Here is a 20745-nt window from a genome sequence, read left to right on the forward strand (position 1 = left end):
GGATGTCGGTTGCTGACTGGAAACCAGCCAAGCTGGACGAACTCGGCTTCGTTGGCCGTGGTAAATCTCGGCATCGGCCGCGAAACGCCGCATTTCTTTACGGCGGTCGCTATCCATTCTTCCAAACGGGCGACATTAAGGCGGCCAATTTCTACCTGACAGATTACTCGCAGACATACAGCGACGACGGGTTGGCACAAAGCAAACTTTGGAAGCCGGGAACTCTCTGCATCACGATTGCGGCCAACATTGCAGAGAGCGCAATACTAGGCGTCGAAGGGTGTTTCCCAGACAGTGTCGTAGGGTTCGTTGCCGACCCTGACAAGGCCGACGTCCGCTTCATCAAGTACTACATGGAGACTCTCAAGCTCCGGATGCAAAACGTTTCGCACGGCGCCACTCAGGACAACTTGAGTGTGGACAAGCTGCTGTCCTTTGACTTTCTCGTGCCTCCTCTCCCTATCCAGAAACGCATCGCGGGCATCCTGTCGGCCTATGACGAGATCATCGAAAATAGCCAGCGGCGCATCAAGATTCTGGAGACGATGGCCCGCGCCCTTTACCGCGAGTGGTTCGTCCACTTCCGCTTCCCCGGCCATGAAAACCACCCTCGCGTCGCTTCCCCCCTTGGCGAGATTCCGCAGGGGTGGGAGATGAAAACGGTTGCGGACGCATTCGTAATTTCCGGCGGCGGCACGCCCTCAAGGAAGGAAGATGAGTTTTGGACGAACGGCACGATTCAGTGGTATTCACCATCTGACCTGACCCGAGCAGGCACGATGTTCATCGACGATTCCAGTGACCACATTACTGAACGCGGGTTAGCGCAGAGTTCTGCGCGTATGTTCCCGGCTCGCTGCGTGATGCTTACCAGTCGTGCCACCATCGGCGCAATCGCAATCAACACGTATCCTGCGTGCACCAATCAAGGCTTCATCACTTGCCTGCCGAATGAACAGGTGCCGCTTTACTACCTGTTCCACTGGCTGACAGAGAACGTGCAGACCTTTCAGCGAATGGCGTCTGGGGCGACGTTCAAGGAAATCAGTCGGGGCGTGTTCAAAACCATCGATTTTTTACAACCGCCAGATGAATTGGTCGGACGGTTTGAAACCTTAGCTGCCCCGATGGCCGAACAAGTTCTCGCTCTCCAACGCCAAATCCAAAACCTCCGCCGCACCCGCGACTTGCTGCTGCCGCGCCTGCTCTCCGGCCAGATCGACGTGGAGACCCTCGCATGAGCACGAAAAAGAACCTCGGCAAATTGGTGTCGGTATCGCTGCGCGAGGCGTGGAAACACGAAGCCAACGATTTCACGCCCTGGCTGGCGGAGGCCGACAATTTGAACGAGCTGGCCGACGCGCTGGGCCTGAGCGAACTGGTGCACGTCGCCACCGAGCACTGGGTGGGCGACTTCAAGCTGGACATTCTGTGCACGGACGGCGACGACCAGGTCATCATCGAAAATCAGCTTGATAAAACCAATCACTCGCACCTGGGCCAGCTCATCGCCTATGCAGCCGGGGTGGGCGCGAAGAAGGTGATCTGGGTGGCGGAGTCATTCCGGCCCGAGCATGCCGCCGCACTGGAGTTCCTCAACGAGAACACGACCGACGAGCTAAGTTTCTTCGCCGTCGAGGTGGAGCTGTGGCGCATTGGCGATTCGCCGCTCGCGCCAAAATTCGAGGTGGTGGTGAAACCCAACGATTGGGTGAAGTCCGGCCGCGAACAGGCACGGGCCGCGTCATCCGCGTCACCGACCAAGCAATTGCAGCAGAAATTCTGGATGGCGCTGATCGACAGGCTGGCTGCTAAGGCGCCGCACATCCGCCCGCAGAAACCCCGCCCCCAGCACTGGCTGAACAACTCCATCGGACGTTCCGGATTCGGCCTGAACATCACGGCCAACACCCGCGACGAACGGCTGGGCGTGGAACTGTGGATTCCAGGCGCGGCGGCCAAGCAACATTTTGCCAACCTCTCCGCGCACAAACAGGACATCGAAGACAAGCTGGGGTTTGAGCTGGACTGGCAGGAGCTTCCCGACGCTATGGCTTGCCGGATTGCCACCTGGTATCCACACGCCCCCATTGAGGATGAAAGCCGATGGAATGAGTATCTGGACTGGCTGACGCAACGATTGGTGAAGATGGATCAGGTGCTGCGGCCGTTTGTAAAAGCGTTGCCATGAGCGCCCACGCCTACACGGAAGACCAGCTCGTCGAGCAGCCCGCCATCGGGCTGTTTGCTGCGTTGGGCTGGCAGACGGTGTCGGCAATGGAAGAGACCTTCGGCGCTGGGGGCACGCTGGGGCGCGAAACCAAGAGCGAAGTGGTGCTGACTCCTCGCCTGCGTGCGGCGCTGATGCGACTCAACGCGGCGCTGCCGCCAGAGGCGATCACTGCCGCCGTCGATGAGCTCGCGCGTGACCGCTCGGCGATGAGTCTGGAAGCGGCCAACCGCGAGGTCTATGGATTGCTCAAGGAAGGCATCAAGGTGTCGGTGCCCGACCACGACCACGGCGGCCAGAAGACCGAACGCCTGCGCGTGGTCGACTGGGCGCAGCCGGACAACAACGACTTCCTGCTGGTCAGCCAGTTCAGCGTGGTCGGCAACCTCTATACCTGCCGGCCCGATCTGGTCGGCTTCGTCAATGGGTTGCCCTGGGTGGTGATCGAACTCAAGAAGCCCGGCGTGCCAGCGCGCGCCGCGTTCGACGAAAACCTGACCCACTACAAGCAGCAAATCCCGGCGCTGTTCTGGAGCAATGCGCTGCTCATCGCCAGTAACGGCACCGACAGCCGGGTCGGTTCCCTCAGCGCCGACTGGGAACGCTGGGTGGAGTGGAAACGGATCGAGCGCGAGGACGAACCTCGCCGCGTGTCGCTGGAAGTGATGCTGCGCGGCACCTGCGACCGCACCCGCCTGCTCGATCTGGTGGAGAACTTCACCCTGTTTTCCGAACACAAGGCCGGGCTGGTCAAGATCCTCGGCCAGAACCACCAATACCTTGGCGTGAATAACGCCATCGCCTCCATGCTTGAGGCCCGCAAGCTGGGTCACGGACGCGGCGGCGTGTTCTGGCAGACCCAGGGCAGCGGCAAGAGCTTCTCCATGGTGTTCTTCGCGCAGAAGGTGCTGCGCAAGCTGGCCGGGAACTGGACCTTCGTGGTCGTGACCGACCGCATGGAACTGGACGATCAGATCGCCAAGACGTTCAAGACGACGGGTGCGGTCAGCGAGGCCGAGGGTGACGCCTGCCATGCGGGCAGCGGTGCGCATCTGCGCGATTTGCTGCGTGGTAACCACCGCTATGTGTTCACCCTCATCCAGAAATTCCAGAGCCCGGAACTGCTGTGTGACCGCTCCGACGTGATCGTGCTGACCGACGAGGCCCACCGCAGCCAGTACGACACCCTGGCGCTGAATATGCGCTCCGCGCTGCCCAAGGCCATGTTCCTGGCCTTTACCGGCACGCCGCTGATCGCGGGCGAGGAGCGCACCAAGGAAGTCTTCGGCGATTACGTGTCGATCTACGACTTCCAGCAGTCCATTGAGGACGGTGCCACGGTGCCGCTGTTCTACGAGAACCGGACGCCGGAACTGCAACTGATCAACCCGGACCTGAACGACGACCTCTACCGACTGATCGAGGATGCCGCCCTAGACGACGACCAGCAGACGAAGCTGGAGGGCGTGCTCGGGCGGCAGTACCACCTGATCACCCGCGATGACCGGCTTGACACGGTGGCGAAGGACATTGTGCGGCACTTCCTGGGGCGGGGTTTCGTGGGCAAGGCGATGGTGGTGTCCATCGACAAGGCCACGGCGCTGCGCATGTACGACAAGGTCCGGAAGTACTGGTCCGAGGAAACGGCGCGGGTGCAGAAGGAACTGGGCGAACTGGCCTATCGACCAGGTGGCGGCGAGATGACGCCGGAGCAGGCGCGACGCGATGCACGCAGGGCCGAACTGAAGCAGCGGCTGGAGGTGCTGACCACCACCGACATGGCGGTGATCGTCTCACCCGGGCAGAACGAAATCCAGCAGATGCACAAGCTGGGCCTGGACATCGAGCCGCACCGCAAGCGCATGAATACCTCACAGCCGCCCCTGGACGAGAAGTTCAAGGACACCGAGGACCCGCTGCGTCTGGTGTTCGTCTGCGCCATGTGGTTGACCGGATTCGACGCGCCGAGTTGCTCAACGGTGTATCTCGATAAGCCGATGCGCAACCACACCCTGATGCAGACCATCGCCCGTGCGAACCGTGTGTTTCCGGGCAAGCACAGCGGCGTGATCGTCGATTACGCCAACGTCTTCGCCTCACTGGAGAAGGCACTGGCCATCTACGGGGCTGGCAAGGACGGCAAGAGCCCGGTGCAGGACAAGCAGCGCCTGGTGAAGGACCTACGCCAGGCGGTGGCCGACGCCACGGCGTTCTGCGCCGCCCATGGGGTGAATCTCGACGCCATCGAAGCGCTAGATGTCGGCAGCATGGAGCGCCTGCAGCGCATCCATGACGGTATGAACGCGCTGATCTCGCCTGACCCTCTGCGCAGTGCCTTCTTCGGCCATGAGCGGCTGGTGAGCACGCTCTACCGAGCGGTCAAACCGGATCCGGCGGCGTTGGAGTTCGCCGCCAGGGTTGCGGGACTCAGCACCCTGGCCGAAACGATTCGTGCCAAGCTGAATCCGAACCCGCCGGATATCACTGAGGTGATGGGGCAGATCGCAGGACTGCTCGACGCATCGATCATCGGCCACGATATTCGCGAGCAGGGGCCGACACCACTCGACCTCTCGAAGATCAACTTCGAGGCGCTGGCGCAGCGCTTCAAGCAATCAAAGCAAAAAAACACCGACATTGAAGTGCTCAAGGCGGCCATTCGCGCCAAGCTGGAGAAGATGATTCAGTTGAATCGCACACGTGCGGACTTCGCGGAGAAGTTCGAGGCGCTGATCGAAAGCTACAACGCAGGCAGCCGCAGCATTGAGGAACTGTTCGAGGAACTGGTGAAACTATCCAACAGCTTGAGCGTGGAGGAGGAGCGCCATGTGCGGGAGCACATGAGCGAGGAGGAATTGGTGATCTTTGACATCCTCACACGCCCGGCACCCGAACTGAGCCCCGATGAACGCGCCGAGGTCAAGAAGGTGGCGAGAGACCTGCTGTCGAAGCTCAAAGGGCTGCTGGTGCTGAACTGGCGGCAGAAGCTCACGGCGCGCTCGCAACTCAAGCTGCTGATCGAGGACACCCTCGATACCGGCCTGCCGCGTGCCTATACGCCGCAGATCTACGAACAGAAATGCGCGGCCGTGTTCGAGCATGTGTATGAGAGCTACCCGGAGCGGGACGTCGGCGTGTACGCATGAAGCGCCGCGGGTAATGGACGAGGCCGCTTCGTCGTGAAAGCAGGGAATGTCACTTGAACCGATCTGGGTTCAGTGGAGGCCGGTTGGCTTGAGTCAGGCCGGGATGGGGACCGGGCTAGTCAGGGCGGTGGTGATCTCGGCGACCGTTGCCCACACGATTGCTGCCGCCGGCATCGGCTGCGCCCAACGCCTCCTTTGGCGAGGACCAGCCACTCAAGACGTCTGGCTTAAGTCAAGATCAACGCCCCAGTCGCTACGTAGCGCATCTTCCCACTCACCTTGCAGCTCGACCGAATGAGCCGTTGAGCGACAAGTTGCTGGAACGATCCGCGCAGGCAATGGAGCCGTGGTGCTGCCGAAGCGGATCCGGTCAACTCAGCGGTGCGTCCGAAACCTGCTCGATGAATGCGCCTGCGGCGAGGAGCTCGCGGGCGGCTTGGTACTGACTGTGCATAGTGACCTCAACATCCGACATGGACGTCGTGGACAGCCTTTTTTATACGTGGACCGTCTTTCCTAAATGGAACAGCCTCCATGAAGTACAAGCGCCACGATCACCTGTTTACGACTTTAATGACTTGTTTACGAGTTTAATGTCCTGTTTACAACTTTAATTGGTCAGAACACTTGTTTACGACTTTAATTGGTCAGAACACATGGTGTTCGCAACAAATAAAGTCGCATCCTAAAAAGACATCAAGTTATTGATTTTATTAGACTTTAACTTGCAGTCCAAATCGAAAAGTTCTATCCTGATTTGATCAACCGGCGCCGTGCATGCGCCAAACACACAAAATAAAGTCCTATCCTGCGCCGGAAGAAACAGGCGCAACTTCCAGCCCAAGCCTGAGTAGCAGTTTCATCGCCCATAAAGCGGTTTGTCCTTCTGCATCAGCCTTGTTTCTCGGGGTCAGCATCTTGGGCATTCGCTCGCAAGCGCACACTTTGGACAATTCTTGCTCAACCTCATGATCCCAGTGACCGCTGGCATCGACCAAGCCATCCAGAGATCGTTGGACCGAAGCCTCGACGACATCAAAAGTCGTGCGATGGCGGAAGCGCAAAGCAATCAGGGACAGTGCGACATCCCCAGTGCGCTCCACATCCAGCAGCACGATAGGCGGATACCCTGGCGGCATGATTGTTACCACCAGCCCCACTCGAGGCTTGCGGTTGGCCATCGAGAACACCCGCCCCGTCTTGAGATAACACAGTGACATCCCAAACTGGATCTGAGGCTTCCTTTGCGCCATTTTCTGTACCGTACCGGCCAGCGCACTCAGGTCGCCAGCACAATCCCAACTGGCTGGCTTGAGCAGCTTGAACTCAAGCGGCGGCAACGTTGCACTGAGTCTCTGATCGCCCGAGCTGACTTTGATGGTTTTACGAACCTCAACCATCGGCCCCGTGGTGGACACGGGTTCCGTTGCCCAGTTGCCGCCCGGCCTGTCCAGCTTGATCAGTAATTTTTCAACTGTGATGCTACGGTCGAACTCAGATTGCTTGGAATAGATATCCGTCGCTTTTTCGCCGTGCGTCTTGGCTCCGTCTTGCCCATCGTCCAGTTCATAGTCGTAGACGAAGTGCTCCCTAGATACATCATCACCATTGGTGTCTGCCCCTGGCTTTCTTTCTGCGTTTTCTTTGCTGCGGATGACCTCCTTCATGGAGGGGTGCCCGTAATACAACTCGTCGCAAGGATGGTGCTTGCCAGTCAGATGCAGGAGTTCGAGCACCAACCATTGGTTGCCCTGCTGAACGCCTCGGAATTTCCATACTGAATTTCTCAGTTGTGGCGGGGTGAAGGACACATACTCCTTGCCGATGGATTGGAGGCAGACACGATCCCAAGCGCGCCGCGCACCTGGATCGAGTGCGATCCACGCAAATTCCTGTGCGAACTGATGCGACAGGCACCTCTTGGGTAGCTTTGACGTGAAGCGCAACGTCAGCACACGTTGATAGCCAGGAGCTTCGGGGTGGAAAAGCAGATTCAATGCACCGGGGCGAACGATGGCATGCGCCAGTGTGCTGTTGTGCAAGAAAAGGAAGCGAACCAGTTCAATGGTAGGAATCAGCACATCCCCTTGCGCTGTGCTGTACCGGAGCAGGCGCTGAATGCCACTGCCCCTGCGGTCGAAAGAATAGAGACCTGCTGGTATATCAGCCGAGGTGATTTCTTCGCATTCCGACGTATCCGAAATCGTCGCTTGCCCAATCAACCCACGCGCTGGCAAGGACTGTCGTTCACCCCGCGCGAAAACATGCCCAAGCGACAAAATTGGAAGCAATCCTATCGGCAACTCGACCTTGCTGTACTGACCCGACTCGACCCCCCGCATGGCAGCCCGGACGAACCAACCGCTCTCCTTCTCGACTAGGCCTGCAAGCCAATACATCTCGACATGTTCAGGGCCGAGGTTGGTAAGCTGCCTGATCAATAAACGGCTCATGCTGCAATGCGCATCATGATGGGGGCCTCATCAAGTATTGCGTGAATTCGCGCCAAGTTGTTTGAGCGTAGACCGGCTTTTCGCATGATTTGCCACGCCTTGACGGGAGCGCCACACAACTCCAATTCGGCGATCGCCCAGTGAATGCGGCGAAGCTGGAATTGCTCTACCGTTTCCACTGCTTGATCCAAGAACTCCATCGTCAACGGCATGTGATGCCGACGCTTGAGTAGCCAGTCGCGCCGGTTGGCCCGACGCTCGAGTTCGGCAACAGTGATACGCACAGGCGGCCTCTCTTGACAAACAATGTCGACCCATGCACTGAGCTTCGTGACCCAGTCACGATCGATCTCCGGCCACGCACGACGAGTCCGGCGTGCCACGTCGCGAGTCACCGGCACTGCTGGGCTGGCTTGAGCCAAAGATGCTGCGGAGTCGGCAACTGATTCCGGCGATACCAGCACCTTTTCAATATGCGGCAACGGCTTCCATGGGATTGCGATGCCCAACTCACCCGCCAAACGCACCACAGTTTTCGGATCGAGTTGTAGAAATCGACCGACCTCGCGCAGCCCTTTCCCAGCGATCACGAGTTGACGCAATGCAGGTTCCAGAAGTGGCCCGTATTGGAGAAAACGTGGTGCCCCAAGTGCGCCCGTCTTCGATTGAAGGCAGCGGGTGTAAACATAGCCACAACCACAGGAGAACACACCAACCCTGTTACCGTGGTTCCAATGCTGGGTGAAACTCTTGATCGGTGCCGATGAGCGGTGGTTTGCCAATGGGTTGATACAGGGCCACGGTCCGGCACCGAATACAGAATCGAGCCGCTCCCTTTGTGCCAGGAAATCCTGAACCAGAATGTGATGCAAAGGATGATGGGCTTTGCGATGTTTGCGCACCATTGATGCCAACCAATCGCCTGCGAAAGCGCCGTCGTCCATCACTGCGGGCAGCAGATCCAAAGCGCCGCCAAAGAAATTGCGGAAATCCCTGTCAAAGCGATGCTGGTTCATCGTCACATCCGACTTGGACAACCCGATTTCAAGCATGTGACTGCGATAAAACCCAGTCCACTGCCACAAGGTGCGCCCGTCTGGTGGGCTACACAATAAATCGGCGCTTCTCCGAGCTACACGTTGCAGGTGCGCCAAACTTACATGCTCCATCAAGGGGGCGACTGATCGAGCATGTGATGGGCAGTTATCTGGTGTTGCCGCAACGAACTCGTGTCGGCTAACTTTCGCTAGGCGGACTGTGCTTCCTTGTAGAGGGCACCCGTGTTCTGGGCAGACGAGGACGCCGGGTAGTTGGTGATCACGGCGCCACCAAAGCTCTCCATAAAGCGCCTTCATCTCCCATGCGCATGTCGGACAGAAGCGCAGTTGCTGGACCCGCCCAATACGAAAGGCAGATAGTCCGAGGCGAACATGTAGTCCATCAATGGCACCTTGCCCCATTGCTCGGCGAACTTTCTCTTGCAGTGCGGGCGGTTCGAATGCCGTGAGGTAGGGATAGAGCGTGAGCGTGTCGATGACGCGATCCACGTTCAACGCCCGATCTGGAGGAATTCGATCGGCCAACGCCTGAAGATGCCCTGGCAAGTCAAAAGTGGCGATGACTTTTCGGTTGCCAAACAGCGCATCTAGGGTATGCATTGGACTTGGCGCACCGACATGACGGTGGTAGCGAGCAAGCACGCTGTACAGGAGTTCACCAGGATAGACCGTCGGAAAATACGTGAGCATCTACGCCACCGTCACGCCGCAAGATCAAGCAATGGCGGTTTCACAAAACCAGCGGCCAGCAGCGCTTCATAGCCGGACTGACCGGCCTGCTTGCCAAGCGTCACGATGTGACGCAAGTCCTGTGCGGGCGTTGCCGAGGCCTTTGGTGGCTTGCGCGCCTGGGGCTTGCGCACCTGCACCAGGCGCTTCGCCAACCGCTCCGTGATCGCTGCCATCAGCAAAAGCGGATCGGCTGATGGATTCAGGCCGCTCGCTTCATTGATCAACACGTCCACCACATCGTCGGCGACGCCGAGTGATCTCAGGGCCGCACGAGTCGTGTCAATGCCGTCATCTTGCATTAGTACGCTCGCGGGCTCTACGACAGCAGGCGATAGCACCACGTCAGGCAACTGTGTCTTGAGCGCCGAAGCCAACACTTGATCCACATGAGCGTGCAGGGGCAGTAAGTCGTCGTATTTCAGTAATGCTTTTTTGTCATTCGAGCGAAGCGCATCCAGCATCGGTCGAACCACCTGGAAGTCTTCTCGGGCGACCTTGCGAAGTAATTCGACAGTCAATCTTTCTGGCCCGCGCCGAACCTCACCAATGCCGATCACACGCAACTGCGCCAGCATGAAAAGCTTGACGACGATGTCCATGATGCCCTGGCTCTCGTCATAGAGAGCCTCACGGATCTCAGGGTTTATCTCCGTCGGCTCACATGTCCATTGATACTGCCAGAGCTGGTCAATGAAGTAGTCCCAAGCCTTGCCCTTGGGCATGCGATCCCAGACCAGTGAGCCCAGTCCACTGGCACGCCGGGCCTGACGGAAGTTCTCCTGTAACAGCGGGATCGCACTGAGCGTGCCAATCAAGATCACCGGAACGCCGATGGTGTTTACGAGCGTGACAAGAAAATTCAGCAATGCATCGGGACCGATCTTGGTCTTGTTCAGATGTTGAATTTCGTCGATGACCAGCACGCCCAAGGCGTGGAGGTTGGCGACGTGCGCCATATGCACCATCATCTCGTCCACGCTGGCACGACGGCTGCCGTACCAGTTGAAGTAGTTGGTACCAACTAATCGATCGACCGCCGAGAAGAAGTTGATACAGAGCTGCTTGGGAGACCCCTGGTGTGGGCAGTCCAGTTTCAGCCATGTGATTTGCACCAGACTAAAGGGGGCTGTGTGCTGGAAGCATTGCGGGTACTGGTGCAGGACTTTCTCGATAGCCTTGGACTTGCCGATGCCGGAGCAGCCGACCAGCGCGAAGCTGGTGGCAGTGTTCTCCACCGGCTGACGAGTCGGGATGGTCAGTGACTTCGCCTCGATCCGCTCGGCACCGCTTTGCAAATGCCGGATGTAGTCGTGGGTGAGTGGGTTGCGACCAACATAGCCTTGGCGTAGCAGCATGCCGAAGCGATCGGCCAACTGGATCTGGCGTTCCAATGGCTCGAAGTACCGCCCCAACCGCATGATGCAGTGCTTGCGCAGACTGGCTGCGTAGCCTCTCTCCCGCACATGAAATTCCGGCCTCGCCGCGAGGGCGTCAAGCAACTGCCGCTGCGACCCCAATGGCGGCAGGCGTGCGATAAAGGGATTGCCTTCGTACTCGGGCAACGAAGATGTCGGCGTTTCAGGGCTTGTCATCATGGCGTTGAGTGCTACCCAGAATTTCGGTGATGTCCGGCTCGCTGTAATCATCAGGCACAGCGTTTGGAAACTGAATGATGTCAGCACTCTTGCTGGCGTTCTGACTCGATGGTTCAGCCTGAAAGCGGAAAGTCTCGGCGCTTCGATTGACCAACTTCTCAACGGCGCGGTTGGCGCGGATGTTCTTGGTGCGTTTGGCCGCACTCTCGGTGCTGGGTTCACCCTTCAACTTCACGGCATCGGACACGATCCCTTCGATGCTGGCAGCCAAGTCGGCCGCGGCCAGTTGCTGGCGTGGTTGTCGTTTCGCCGAAATCTGCTTCTCTGCCTCTTGCAGTTGCCCGAGTTCCCATACTGATATTTGTTGATGTGCCCGGCTGCGCTCGGTTAGTTGGCAGACTTGGAATTGCATCGGCGCCTCGGGATCGTGCAGGTAGATTTCATCGAGGTTGCGTGGATCGCAGGAGATTTTCACCTTCCAGTTGCCACGCTGTCGCGCCTTGTCGAACCACCTTTCCTCCAGAGCTTTCTGGCATGTGTAGAAGATGCCTCGCAGGCGGATGCCGTTGAGCGTGACTGTGGCCTCTTCGACCGGCAGCAGGCTGAAACGAACCAGATTCTCCGGGTATTGGCGTAGGCTGCCACTGCGGTTGGCGATGCCCCAGTTCCATAGATCGATGGGCACCGCTGCAATGTTGTCGGCTGCGAGGTCACGGTCCTTGTCGTATCTCTTCAGTTCATGATGATTGTTGTAGTACAGAACACACGCGATCACGATCCGGGTGAACTGATCAAGATCAAGTACGGCATCAAGCCGATAGTCTTTGCCACCACGGGCGCGGTAATCCACATCGATATAGCCAGGCACATACGGCTTGAACTTGGCAGGGATCAGGCGGAATCGTTGCTCAACAATGCCTTTCCAGTCCGCACGGTATGCCGCAGCACTTTCAACCGTGACATTGAAGTTGTTGATTAACGTCTCGATCATGCGGCCTTCGATTTCACCCCGGTCACCCAGCAGCGTGGCTGGCAGGTGGTGGCAGGGCCAGGTCTCAGAATCAATCTCGTGGCCGCTTCGCTTGCAGAAGGACTGCTTGTCGCAGGCCGTATTGGCCAGGGCCATCATGGCTCCAACCCATGACGGGCCCTCAAGACCGACATAGATGCCGACAATCATTCGACTGAATACATCGATCACGACGTAGAGCACTGGACGGCCAATGATCTTGCTTCTGTCGATGCGCGAAACCAGATACACGTCGGCGATTGTCGCGTCGATCTGATAACGCGCACCCGGACCCCAGACCTCCGCTGTCGATGTGCCAATGAGCCCGCGTAGGTCCTTGTCATAGATTCGTGGTCGCAACCGCTCACGCTTGATGTCCAGTCGGTCGTGATCCTGCTCCAGCCAGTAATTGAACTGGCCAAAGCTTGGGAAACCGCTGGCCGAGGCGGCGCCATTTGGGGCATGGGTAACGCGGCCAGTGCCAGGATCAATCGTGCGCTCGCAGAAGAAATCCTTGATCATCTGGTCGTACGCACCACGCAGCGTGAACTTGGTCTGTGTGGTGTAGTAGCGTGCCACGGCGACGCGGAAGATCTTGCGGATGCCATCGTCGACATTGAGACCCGGTAACTCACCGAGCTTGCGGGGACGGCCGCGCTTGATGTCCGAGCTGCTGGCTGAACGCGCCTTTCCCTTGCCACCTGAGTTTGCGTAGTCGGGAAGCAATGCATTTGGCGTCTGACCGCGCTGCCAATAGCGCCGTAGATAAAGGTAGATGGTGGCTCGCGTTGCCAGTCCGGCGGCGACGCACCCGGCGACTTTTTGTGCTCGGTGCCCGGGGTAATAGATCTCGGGCTCGTCACAAATCAAATCGGCAACGATTTGCCACGCACGGTCTCGCTTGATTTTGCGCTGCTCAGGCAGGGATGCTTCCTCCACAATGGCCAGATAGGGGTCAGCAGTCAGCAACCTTGAACAACCTGCTTGCAAATCGGATTGCAGGGCCTGCAACTGCACCAGTTCCGGCGTGGCATCGTGCGCTTTGGTGTCGATCACGAACCCGACAGGCTGTGTCGGATGTAACCACAACAAACGTATCGTGCGAGCATGCGGCTCGCCGTATTCGAGCAGATCATTTCGCAACAGCATCAGGCACTCTTCCTGGTTTGTTGCGCCGCAGTATTTGGAACTACGACTTCAAGCGAATCCACTTGCATTTGCATGTCGAACTTGGTATTGAGATCGATGGTGATTCGTTTGTTGGCAGCAAGATGCCGTAAGACGGTCAGCGCTTCGCCGATGGCGAAGCCTTGCGTGCTTTCCAGAAGCCGGAAGAATTGCTTGATGGACATGCCGGTCGCCTGAGGCAAACAGGCCAAGAAGTTCCCGCATCGCTCATCCCAGTAGCTGGGTTGCGGTGCCGTCATCAGTTGCAATGACTGCATCTCATGCAACCAACGAAGATTCTTGATACGTTGGGCAGGCAGATCGAGATCGGTCACCAAGCCCCAGTCGACCCCTTTGATTTGCCAATAGCGGCGTTCGATTTCTTGCTTCTCAAGCGTACGGTCCTCATCGAGCTCAGACGCTGGTTTGACGGACCGAGCGACGAGCGCACTCGTGTTACCTGCCCCCAGGTTAATCATGAAGTCGGTTGTCATCACGATGTCGGTGCGACTTTGTGTATCGATTGGGTGCCGAACTCCCATGTCGGCAGCAATGCGTCGTGTCTCGTCCCGATCCAGTGGAAACTGCTCACGAATGTCGGTGACCGCATCTGACCAGTCAAGCAACAGGAACAACGCTGTCTCCATATCCGACAGCAGATGATGTTCGCGACCCGTCTTGCGGCTGTGAATCCGAGAAGATCGACCCCGTGAAGACACATCTTGGACGTTGAGCCAAGGTCGGTAATCCTTTCCACGCCCTTGCCCACGCCCTTCCTTCAGGAATCGAGCGATTTTGTCCTCATCGAAACCGTACCTGCGCTTGGCCACCTGGAAGTCCTGTTAGAAGCAATTTGACAAATTAAGCCCGGCTGGGCTTCATGCTTGCGTCGCTGGCGCCTCCAGAAGATCGACCATCCCAAAATCTGGCGGACAAATCCGGGACTCGAACCAAGAGAAGGTGAGCCTGGGACAGCAAGTTGAGGCGAGGCGATTGCGCTGATCTCCGGTCAATTGGCTACCGATGCCCAAGAAAAGGGGCGCCCTCGATGATGGCTTGATCACCCGCGTGCTTGATCATCCGCAGCACCGGCACGGTCCTACGAACCATGCGGCGGAACGCCAAGGATGATTTCAGTGGGCCGCACAAAATGATAATCAGGAATAGCCATATTACCTGGTGCTGGCATATTCTTGAAAACTCTGGCTGCCAGATCATAAGTCGAGCCATGACACGGGCACAGAAAACCCCCAACCCAATCTGATGGCAAGCCTGGCTGTGGTCCCGGATTGAGTCGATCTGTGGGCGAACATCCAAGGTGTGTACAGATATCGGTCCAGATGAAATATTCTGGTTTGGTGGAGCGCCACTGGTTGCGCGCCCATTCTGGCGTCGGGTATTGCGTGCTCTGGGAAAGAGGGTCGACGACCCTGGACTGTGTGACATTCAAGGAAGCCAGCATCGCAGGCGTGCGATGAAGGATTCCGATCGGCTGGCCGCGCCACAAAACTGTTTTGCGCTGCCCGGGCTCTAGGCCGGTGAAATCGACTTTGATCGGGCCACCTTCTGCCCGAGCCGCTGCCGAAGGGTCCATCGATTCGATGAACGGGACTGCCGTGGCCGCACAGCCGATGCAGCCGGTCGCGCCCGTGGCGAGCAGCCAGAAGCGTCGTTGTGGATCCATGTTGATGTCGCTTTCCCTGTTTGCGATGAGTTCGATAGGCGCTCACGTGAAAGCCACGCGACCTACCACCAACATGGATCGGGAAAGCTCCGCTCGGTTCCAGCGATTAGGGTATTGCCGAATATCATTGACTCGAATCGAGGAAACGAACAGGTCGTTCTTTGCGCGAGATTTTGACGTTCGAATGTTACGTTATCGTAACGCGACAAAATCCAACGTTACGATAACGTAACGTAAATGGAGTACTCGGCGGTCCGTGATAAACTTGCCACTGATGGGATGCGTGTTTTCACTATATCTATGGCTCTTGTTCGGATGTAAAAAGCGACTCTTCAACTGTTAGCGAGCTTTAACGAGCTTTAACTCACCCGAGGAGGCATCATGACTGAAAAAGTATCGCGCCGGATTTTCCTGAAAGTTGCCGGCACCAGCGTAGCAGGGGTCGGAGCGGCCGTCAGCCCGGTTGGCTCCGCCGTGGCGGCGGGGAATAACCAAGCCGCTATCCAGACTGCAGCCGGCGCCGCAGTACTGCCGTATCCCAAGATTTCCGTCGGCAAGGCCCAAAGCATGCAGGCCAACACACCCGTGTCGTTCAGCTATCCGGATGGCGACTCGCCTTGCGTGGCCATCAAGATGGGGCAGCGTGTCGCAGGCGGCGTTGGCCCCGACGGGGACATCGTGGCGTACAGCAATCTTTGCACCCACATGGGCTGCCCCTTGATGTACGACCCGGCCACGCAGCGCTTCAAGTGCCCCTGTCACTACAGCATGTTCGATCCCGAGAAGTCGGGTCAGATGATCTGCGGCCAGGCGACCGAAGATCTGCCGCAAATCCAACTCGAGTACGACCCGGCCTCCGACAGTGTTCGCGCCGTGGCCGTCACCGGCCTGATCTACGGCCGCCAGGCCAACGTGCTGTAAGCCCATCACCGTCAGGAGACGAACACCATGTCGCAATTCAAGGATCGTGTCGCGCTGCCGCCGGCAGATGCGCAAAAAACCAATTTGACCTGCCATTTCTGCATCGTGGGCTGTGGCTACCACGCCTACACCTGGGATGCCGACCGCGAGGGCGGGCGAGCGCCCCACCAGAACGCGCTGGGGCTCGATTTTCGCAAGCAACTTCCGCCCTTCGCCACCATCATGACCCCGGCGATGACCAATGTGCTGACCGACAAGAACGGCAAGCGTAAAGCCGTCATGATCGTGCCGGACAAGGCCTGCGTCGTCAACCAGGGGCTGAGCTCGACCCGGGGGGGCAAAATGGCTTCCTACTTCTACAACGCCGATGGCCTCGCCAAAGAGCGTCTGCTTCATCCCCGTGTCTACTATGGTGACCAGTGGATGGACACCTCCTGGGACTACGCCTCCCAAGTTTATGGCGGCATGGTCAAAAAAATTCTGGACGAAGATGGTCCGGACGAGATCGCTGTGGCCATGTTTGACCACGGGGGGGCCGGCGGAGGTTTCGAGAACACGTGGGGCACCGGCAAGCTGATCTTCACCGGTATTCAGACCCCGACGGTGCGCATCCACAACCGTCCGGCGTACAACTCCGAATGCTTCGGCAACCGTGACATGGGCATTTTCGAGCTGAACAACAGCTACGAGGATGCCGAATTGGCGGACGTCATCTGGTCCATCGGCAACAATCCTTACGAAAACCAGACGAACTACTTCCTCGTGCACTGGCTGCCCAATCTGCAGGGCGGCACGGTGGACAAGAAGAAGAAAATGTTCCCTGGCGAACCGGTCGGTCCTGGCAAATTCATCTTCGTCGACCCGCGTCGCAATCCGTCGATTTCGATTTGTGAGGATCTGGCCAAGGATCAAGTTCTGCACTTGGCGATCAATCCCGGCAGCGATGGCGCCCTGTTCAATGGCCTGCTGACCTACATCGTCGATCAAGGCTGGATCAATAAGGACTTCATTGCCAACCACACGGAAGGTTTCGAGGCGGCTGTCAAGGCCAACGCCATGTCGCTGGACGAATGCAGTCGCATCACCGGCGTTCCGGTGGCGCAGATCAAGCAGGCTGCAGAGTGGAGCTACAAACCCAAGGCTCCGGGTAAGCAGCCACGCACCATGCATGCCTTCGAGAAAGGCATCATCTGGGGCAACAACAACTACGTCACTGAACAAGCCATCGGTGCCGTTGTCGTGGCCACGCACAATGTGGGCAGCCGACGTGGGACAGGCTGGGTGCGCATGGGCGGTCACCAGGAAGGTTACACACGGCCCCCATATCCGGAACCCAAGTCCCGCTATCCGGCCGCCGACTTTCCCATTCCGCGCCATGACAAATTGATCGAGGTTGATACTTACCTCATCAATGGCAAGGGCAAGATGATGACGTTCTGGGCGTGCAACACCTTCCAGACTACCAACAATGCCCAGGCTCTGCGCGAAGCCGTCATTCGCCGCAGTCAGATCGTCAAACAGGCCATGGGCCAGGCACGTGGCGCCACGCCCAAGGAGATGGTGGACGTGATCTACAAGGCGACGCAAAAGGGCGGGTTGTTTGTCGGGATGATGGATATCTATCCCACCATGATTGCCGAGGCGGCCCATGTGATGTTTCCGGGCGCTCTGCCGGGAGAAATGAACCACACCTCGATGAACGGTGAGCGCCGCCTGCGCATGTCCGAGAAGTTCATCGATCCCCCAGGCGAAGCCTTGCCCGACTGTCTGACCGCAGCGCGAATCGCCAACACCATTCGCGTGATGTACGAGGCCGAAGGCAATGCCAAGATGGCCAAGCGCTTCGAAGGTTTCGAGTGGACAACCCCAGAAGATGCCTTCAATGATGGATTCCGCCAGGTCGGTCGACCGGGCGCACCCAAAATCGACAGCGAGGGTTACGCCACGGGCTACATGGCCACGTATGCACTGCTTCGCAAAGCTGGCAACAACGGCGTGCAGATGCCGATCAAGCAGGTTGATGGAGACAAGCTGCTGGGTTCGCCGACGCTTTATCCCGACGACAAGTTCGACACGCCCAATGGCAAGATCCAGGTCTTTCCAGCGAAGTGGGATGGTTGGCTCAAACAGGCAGCCGAGGTCAAGGCCAAGTACAAATTCTGGATCAACAACGGCCGGCTCAATGAAGTCTGGCAGTCTTGGTACAACAACCAATACGACCCCTTCATCATGGACCGTTACCCGATGGCGGTGATCCAGATGAATCCTGCGGATATGGCGACCCTCGGCGTCAAGCCGACCGATGTGGTTGAAATCTACAACGACTACGGCACCACGATGGCAATGGCCTACCCGGAGCCGACCATCAAGCTCAACCAGTCCTTCGTCGTTTTCGGCGCGCCCAAAGGGGTCGTGGGTTCCGTCGTGACCACCGCAACGGATGTGCATTTCCTCGAGTACCACAAGGGAACCTGGGCCGACATTCGTCGGGTCGGCCCGATGCCCGACTGGAAACGTACGGTCTCGACCAAGAGCCGCATGTACGGGGTTTGAATCGCCGCCATTCTCCCAGGCCGAGAAGGCCTTGGGGGAACCGCTGTCCTCCTCCTCGGGCGGCAGTTCCTTGGGCTCCTACCCTGGAGCCCATTTTTTGAATGCGGGAGTCAGTGCATTCCATGTCAAGCCATCAAAACTGAGGAACACGATGAACAAACTTCTTTTGTGCACATTCCTGGCCCTGTTCGCAGCCCAAGCCTGGGCCGCCCCTGACATGTTGGCTCTGGCCAAGCAGAAGAACTGCCTGGGCTGCCATGCAGTGGACGCCAAGATCGTTGGCCCCGCCTACAAGGCCGTGGCCGAGAAATACGCTGGCAAGCCCGGTGCCGAGCAAATGCTGGTCAAGGCCGTGTTGCATGGCCATGTCGGCACCTGGGGTCAGGTGCCGATGCCGGCCAACACCGATGTCACCCCGGCGCAGGCCAAGCAGTTGGTCGAGTGGATTTTGAGTCTGAAGTAAGCCCGTAGGCCAGAAGGCGGAGCAGCCGAGGCCTCATTGAAAGAGGCCTCGGCTGGCGTAACCGCCCACAATCTCTCAGGGAGTTCCCGTCTTTCCACACCGCCAAGCATGCGCTACCAACTTCCTTTTGCCCGCAACATGGGCAGCAACACGGGTTTGCGCGGACAAGCCTCCCGCAAGCCTCTCGGCACGCGGGAGGATGACGTCACTGCGGTCTTCGAGGCCGCTGCCGAATTGTTCGCTGCCCTGTCATCCCCGATGCGATTGAGCATCGTCTGCCACCTGCGCGGGCAGGACATGAACGTGCAGCAGATTGCCAACCGGATCGGCAGCAGCCAGCCCAACACGTCCCTGCATTTGCGCCAACTGCACCAGATCGGCATTGTGGATCGGTCGAGGAGCGGTCAGTCGGTGACGTACCGCATCCGCAACACCTTCGTGGCCGATCTGTGCAAGATCGTTTGCCCAGGCCATTGAGGGCGCGTGCAACAGCACTTGATCAGACCTCACCGCCATGCATACCCCACCAGCCTCGCGCTCCAAACCCACACCCACGCACGAACTGCCGTTCGGGGCGACCCTGCGCAAGCTGCTCCTGATCATCCCGGCGAGCTTCGCGCTGCCCGTGATCGTCCTGCTTCTGATCGCTTCCTACCTGTCCAACACAGTGGGACCAAACCCGGATTCGTCGCCGATGTCCACCCGCGCCATCGTTCGGCGCATTGCACCAGTGGCACAACTCGTGGTCGCATCCGGCCCTCGAATGGCCGAAAAGTGGAACGCCGCCTCGCTCTCCGCGGCAGCGCCGACACCGAACGCCCAGGCCAAGACACCGGCCACCGCCCACGCACCTGTGGGCGGCACCAGCGCTTCGGCCATGCTGACCCTGGCCCGGCGGAAGAACTGCCTGACCTGCCATACCGCCGATCACAAGGTCGTCGGCCCCGCGTACGAGGCCGTGGCCGAGAAATACGCGGGCAAACCCGGTGCCGAGCAGATGCTGGTCAATGCGGTGCTGCACGGCCACGTCGGCACCTGGGGCCAGGTGCCGATGCCGGCCGAACCGGGTACCAACTCGATCGAGCTGCCCTCGGCATATTTTGACTTTCCTATGTCCAACGCCATGACTCTCGCGGAACCGATCGACTACGCCGAACTCATTTGCGAGCTCGTGCGCAAACGCCAGCAGACCTCACCCAAGCGGCTGGGCGAACCCGGCCCAGATGCCGGGCAGGTTCGCGAACTCTTCACCGCCGCTGCACAGGCGCCCGACCACGGTTTGATCCTGCCCTGGCGCTTCGTGCATGTCTCGGACGCCGGGCGCCAGCGGCTCGGCGAGGCGTTCGTGCAAGCCCTGCTCGAACGCGACCCCGACGCCACCGCGCAGCAACGCTCCGAGGCACGGGCCAAGGCTGCGCGCGCGCCCTTCCTGGCGCTGGCCATCGCCCGCCCGCACGACGATGCCAGCCCCGAGATCCCGCCGCGCGAGCGCCTGGTCTCGCTCGGCTGTGCACTGCAAAACATGCTGCTGCTGGCGCACGCCCAGGGCTTCGGCGCCGGGCTGGTCAGCGGGCAGGCGATGGAGTCGAGAGCCTTGCGCGACTTGTTCAGGCTTGCCGACAACGAACAAGCGGTTTGCTTCATCGCTGTCGGCACGGTGGCCAAAGCCAAGACCAGCCGGGTGCGCCCGTCGCCTGTCGATTTCGTCGAGACGTTGTGAAACTTTCAGTCGAC

Annotated in this window: 14 protein-coding genes; 8 read left to right on the forward strand and 6 right to left on the reverse strand. The window is 58.8% G+C overall.

The genetic code is table 11. The features are described from left to right. Window positions 1-2: 2 nt before the first annotated feature. Genes CD04_RS0111485 through CD04_RS0111495 form a run of 3 tightly spaced genes read left to right on the forward strand, consistent with a single transcriptional unit; the run spans window position 3 to window position 5376 of the window. On the forward strand, window positions 3-1241 hold the full coding sequence (locus CD04_RS0111485; RefSeq protein WP_031406904.1) for a restriction endonuclease subunit S: 1239 nt from the start codon (window positions 3-5) through the stop codon (window positions 1239-1241). Beyond that, complete coding sequence (locus tag CD04_RS0111490; protein ID WP_031406906.1) at window positions 1238-2191, forward strand: DUF4268 domain-containing protein; 954 nt, start codon at window positions 1238-1240, stop codon at window positions 2189-2191. Before CD04_RS0111485 ends, CD04_RS0111490 begins: the two co-directional genes overlap by 4 nt. Beyond that, entirely contained in the window at window positions 2188-5376 is a 3189-nt protein-coding gene (locus tag CD04_RS0111495) for a type I restriction endonuclease subunit R (protein ID WP_031406908.1), read from the forward strand. Before CD04_RS0111490 ends, CD04_RS0111495 begins: the two co-directional genes overlap by 4 nt. An 803-nt stretch (window positions 5377-6179) precedes the next feature. On the opposite strand, the gene CD04_RS0111505 is transcribed toward CD04_RS0111495, so the two are convergent. The 6 genes from CD04_RS0111505 to petA form a co-directional block, all read right to left on the reverse strand. After that, window positions 6180-7829 carry a hypothetical protein gene (locus tag CD04_RS0111505; RefSeq protein WP_031406910.1) on the reverse strand — a complete coding sequence of 550 codons (1650 nt, stop codon included), beginning with the start codon at window positions 7827-7829 and terminating at the stop codon, window positions 6180-6182. Beyond that, complete coding sequence (locus CD04_RS23205; RefSeq protein ID WP_081857905.1) at window positions 7826-9577, reverse strand: TnsD family Tn7-like transposition protein; 1752 nt, start codon at window positions 9575-9577, stop codon at window positions 7826-7828. The genes CD04_RS0111505 and CD04_RS23205 overlap by 4 nt, the downstream gene beginning before the upstream one ends. 11 nt (window positions 9578-9588) lie before the next feature. Continuing rightward, window positions 9589-11010: an ATP-binding protein gene (locus CD04_RS0111520; RefSeq protein ID WP_197033089.1), complete on the reverse strand. Its 1422-nt coding sequence runs from the start codon at window positions 11008-11010 to the stop codon at window positions 9589-9591. Window positions 11011-11197: 187 nt separating this feature from the next. Next, a complete protein-coding gene (locus tag CD04_RS0111525) occupies window positions 11198-13372 on the reverse strand; it encodes a Mu transposase C-terminal domain-containing protein (RefSeq protein ID WP_031406916.1) in 2175 nt (724 codons plus the stop codon). After that, the gene (locus CD04_RS0111530) at window positions 13372-14220 is read right to left on the reverse strand and encodes a heteromeric transposase endonuclease subunit TnsA (protein ID WP_051849130.1); all 849 of its coding nucleotides are present in this window, start codon (window positions 14218-14220) and stop codon (window positions 13372-13374) included. Before CD04_RS0111530 ends, CD04_RS0111525 begins: the two co-directional genes overlap by 1 nt. A 269-nt stretch (window positions 14221-14489) precedes the next feature. Beyond that, a complete protein-coding gene (gene petA / locus CD04_RS0111535; RefSeq protein WP_031406920.1) occupies window positions 14490-15074 on the reverse strand; it encodes a ubiquinol-cytochrome c reductase iron-sulfur subunit in 585 nt (194 codons plus the stop codon). A gap of 381 nt (window positions 15075-15455) precedes the next feature. Here petA and CD04_RS0111540 point away from each other — a divergent pair, with 381 nt between their 5' ends. The 5 genes from CD04_RS0111540 (at window position 15456) to CD04_RS24630 (ending at window position 20731) form a co-directional block, all read left to right on the forward strand. Next, window positions 15456-15995 carry an arsenate reductase (azurin) small subunit gene (locus tag CD04_RS0111540; protein WP_031406922.1) on the forward strand — a complete coding sequence of 180 codons (540 nt, stop codon included), beginning with the start codon at window positions 15456-15458 and terminating at the stop codon, window positions 15993-15995. Window positions 15996-16022: 27 nt separating this feature from the next. Next, window positions 16023-18548, forward strand: a complete 2526-nt coding sequence (locus CD04_RS0111545; RefSeq protein WP_031406924.1) for an arsenate reductase (azurin) large subunit — start codon at window positions 16023-16025, stop codon at window positions 18546-18548. Between the two features lie 151 nt (window positions 18549-18699). After that, window positions 18700-19011 (forward strand): c-type cytochrome, encoded by a 312-nt coding sequence (locus tag CD04_RS0111550; protein WP_031406926.1) that lies wholly within the window; start codon window positions 18700-18702, stop codon window positions 19009-19011. A 108-nt stretch (window positions 19012-19119) separates the two neighbouring features. Beyond that, entirely contained in the window at window positions 19120-19488 is a 369-nt protein-coding gene (locus CD04_RS21785) for a metalloregulator ArsR/SmtB family transcription factor (RefSeq protein ID WP_231480557.1), read from the forward strand. Window positions 19489-19774: 286 nt separating this feature from the next. Further along, window positions 19775-20731, forward strand: a complete 957-nt coding sequence (locus CD04_RS24630) for a nitroreductase family protein (RefSeq protein WP_231480558.1) — start codon at window positions 19775-19777, stop codon at window positions 20729-20731. The last annotated feature ends 14 nt before the right edge of the window (window positions 20732-20745 follow it).

The sequence above is a fragment of the Thiomonas sp. FB-Cd genome (assembly GCF_000733775.1).
In the GTDB taxonomy this organism is placed as follows: Bacteria; Pseudomonadota; Gammaproteobacteria; order Burkholderiales; family Burkholderiaceae_C; genus Thiomonas_A.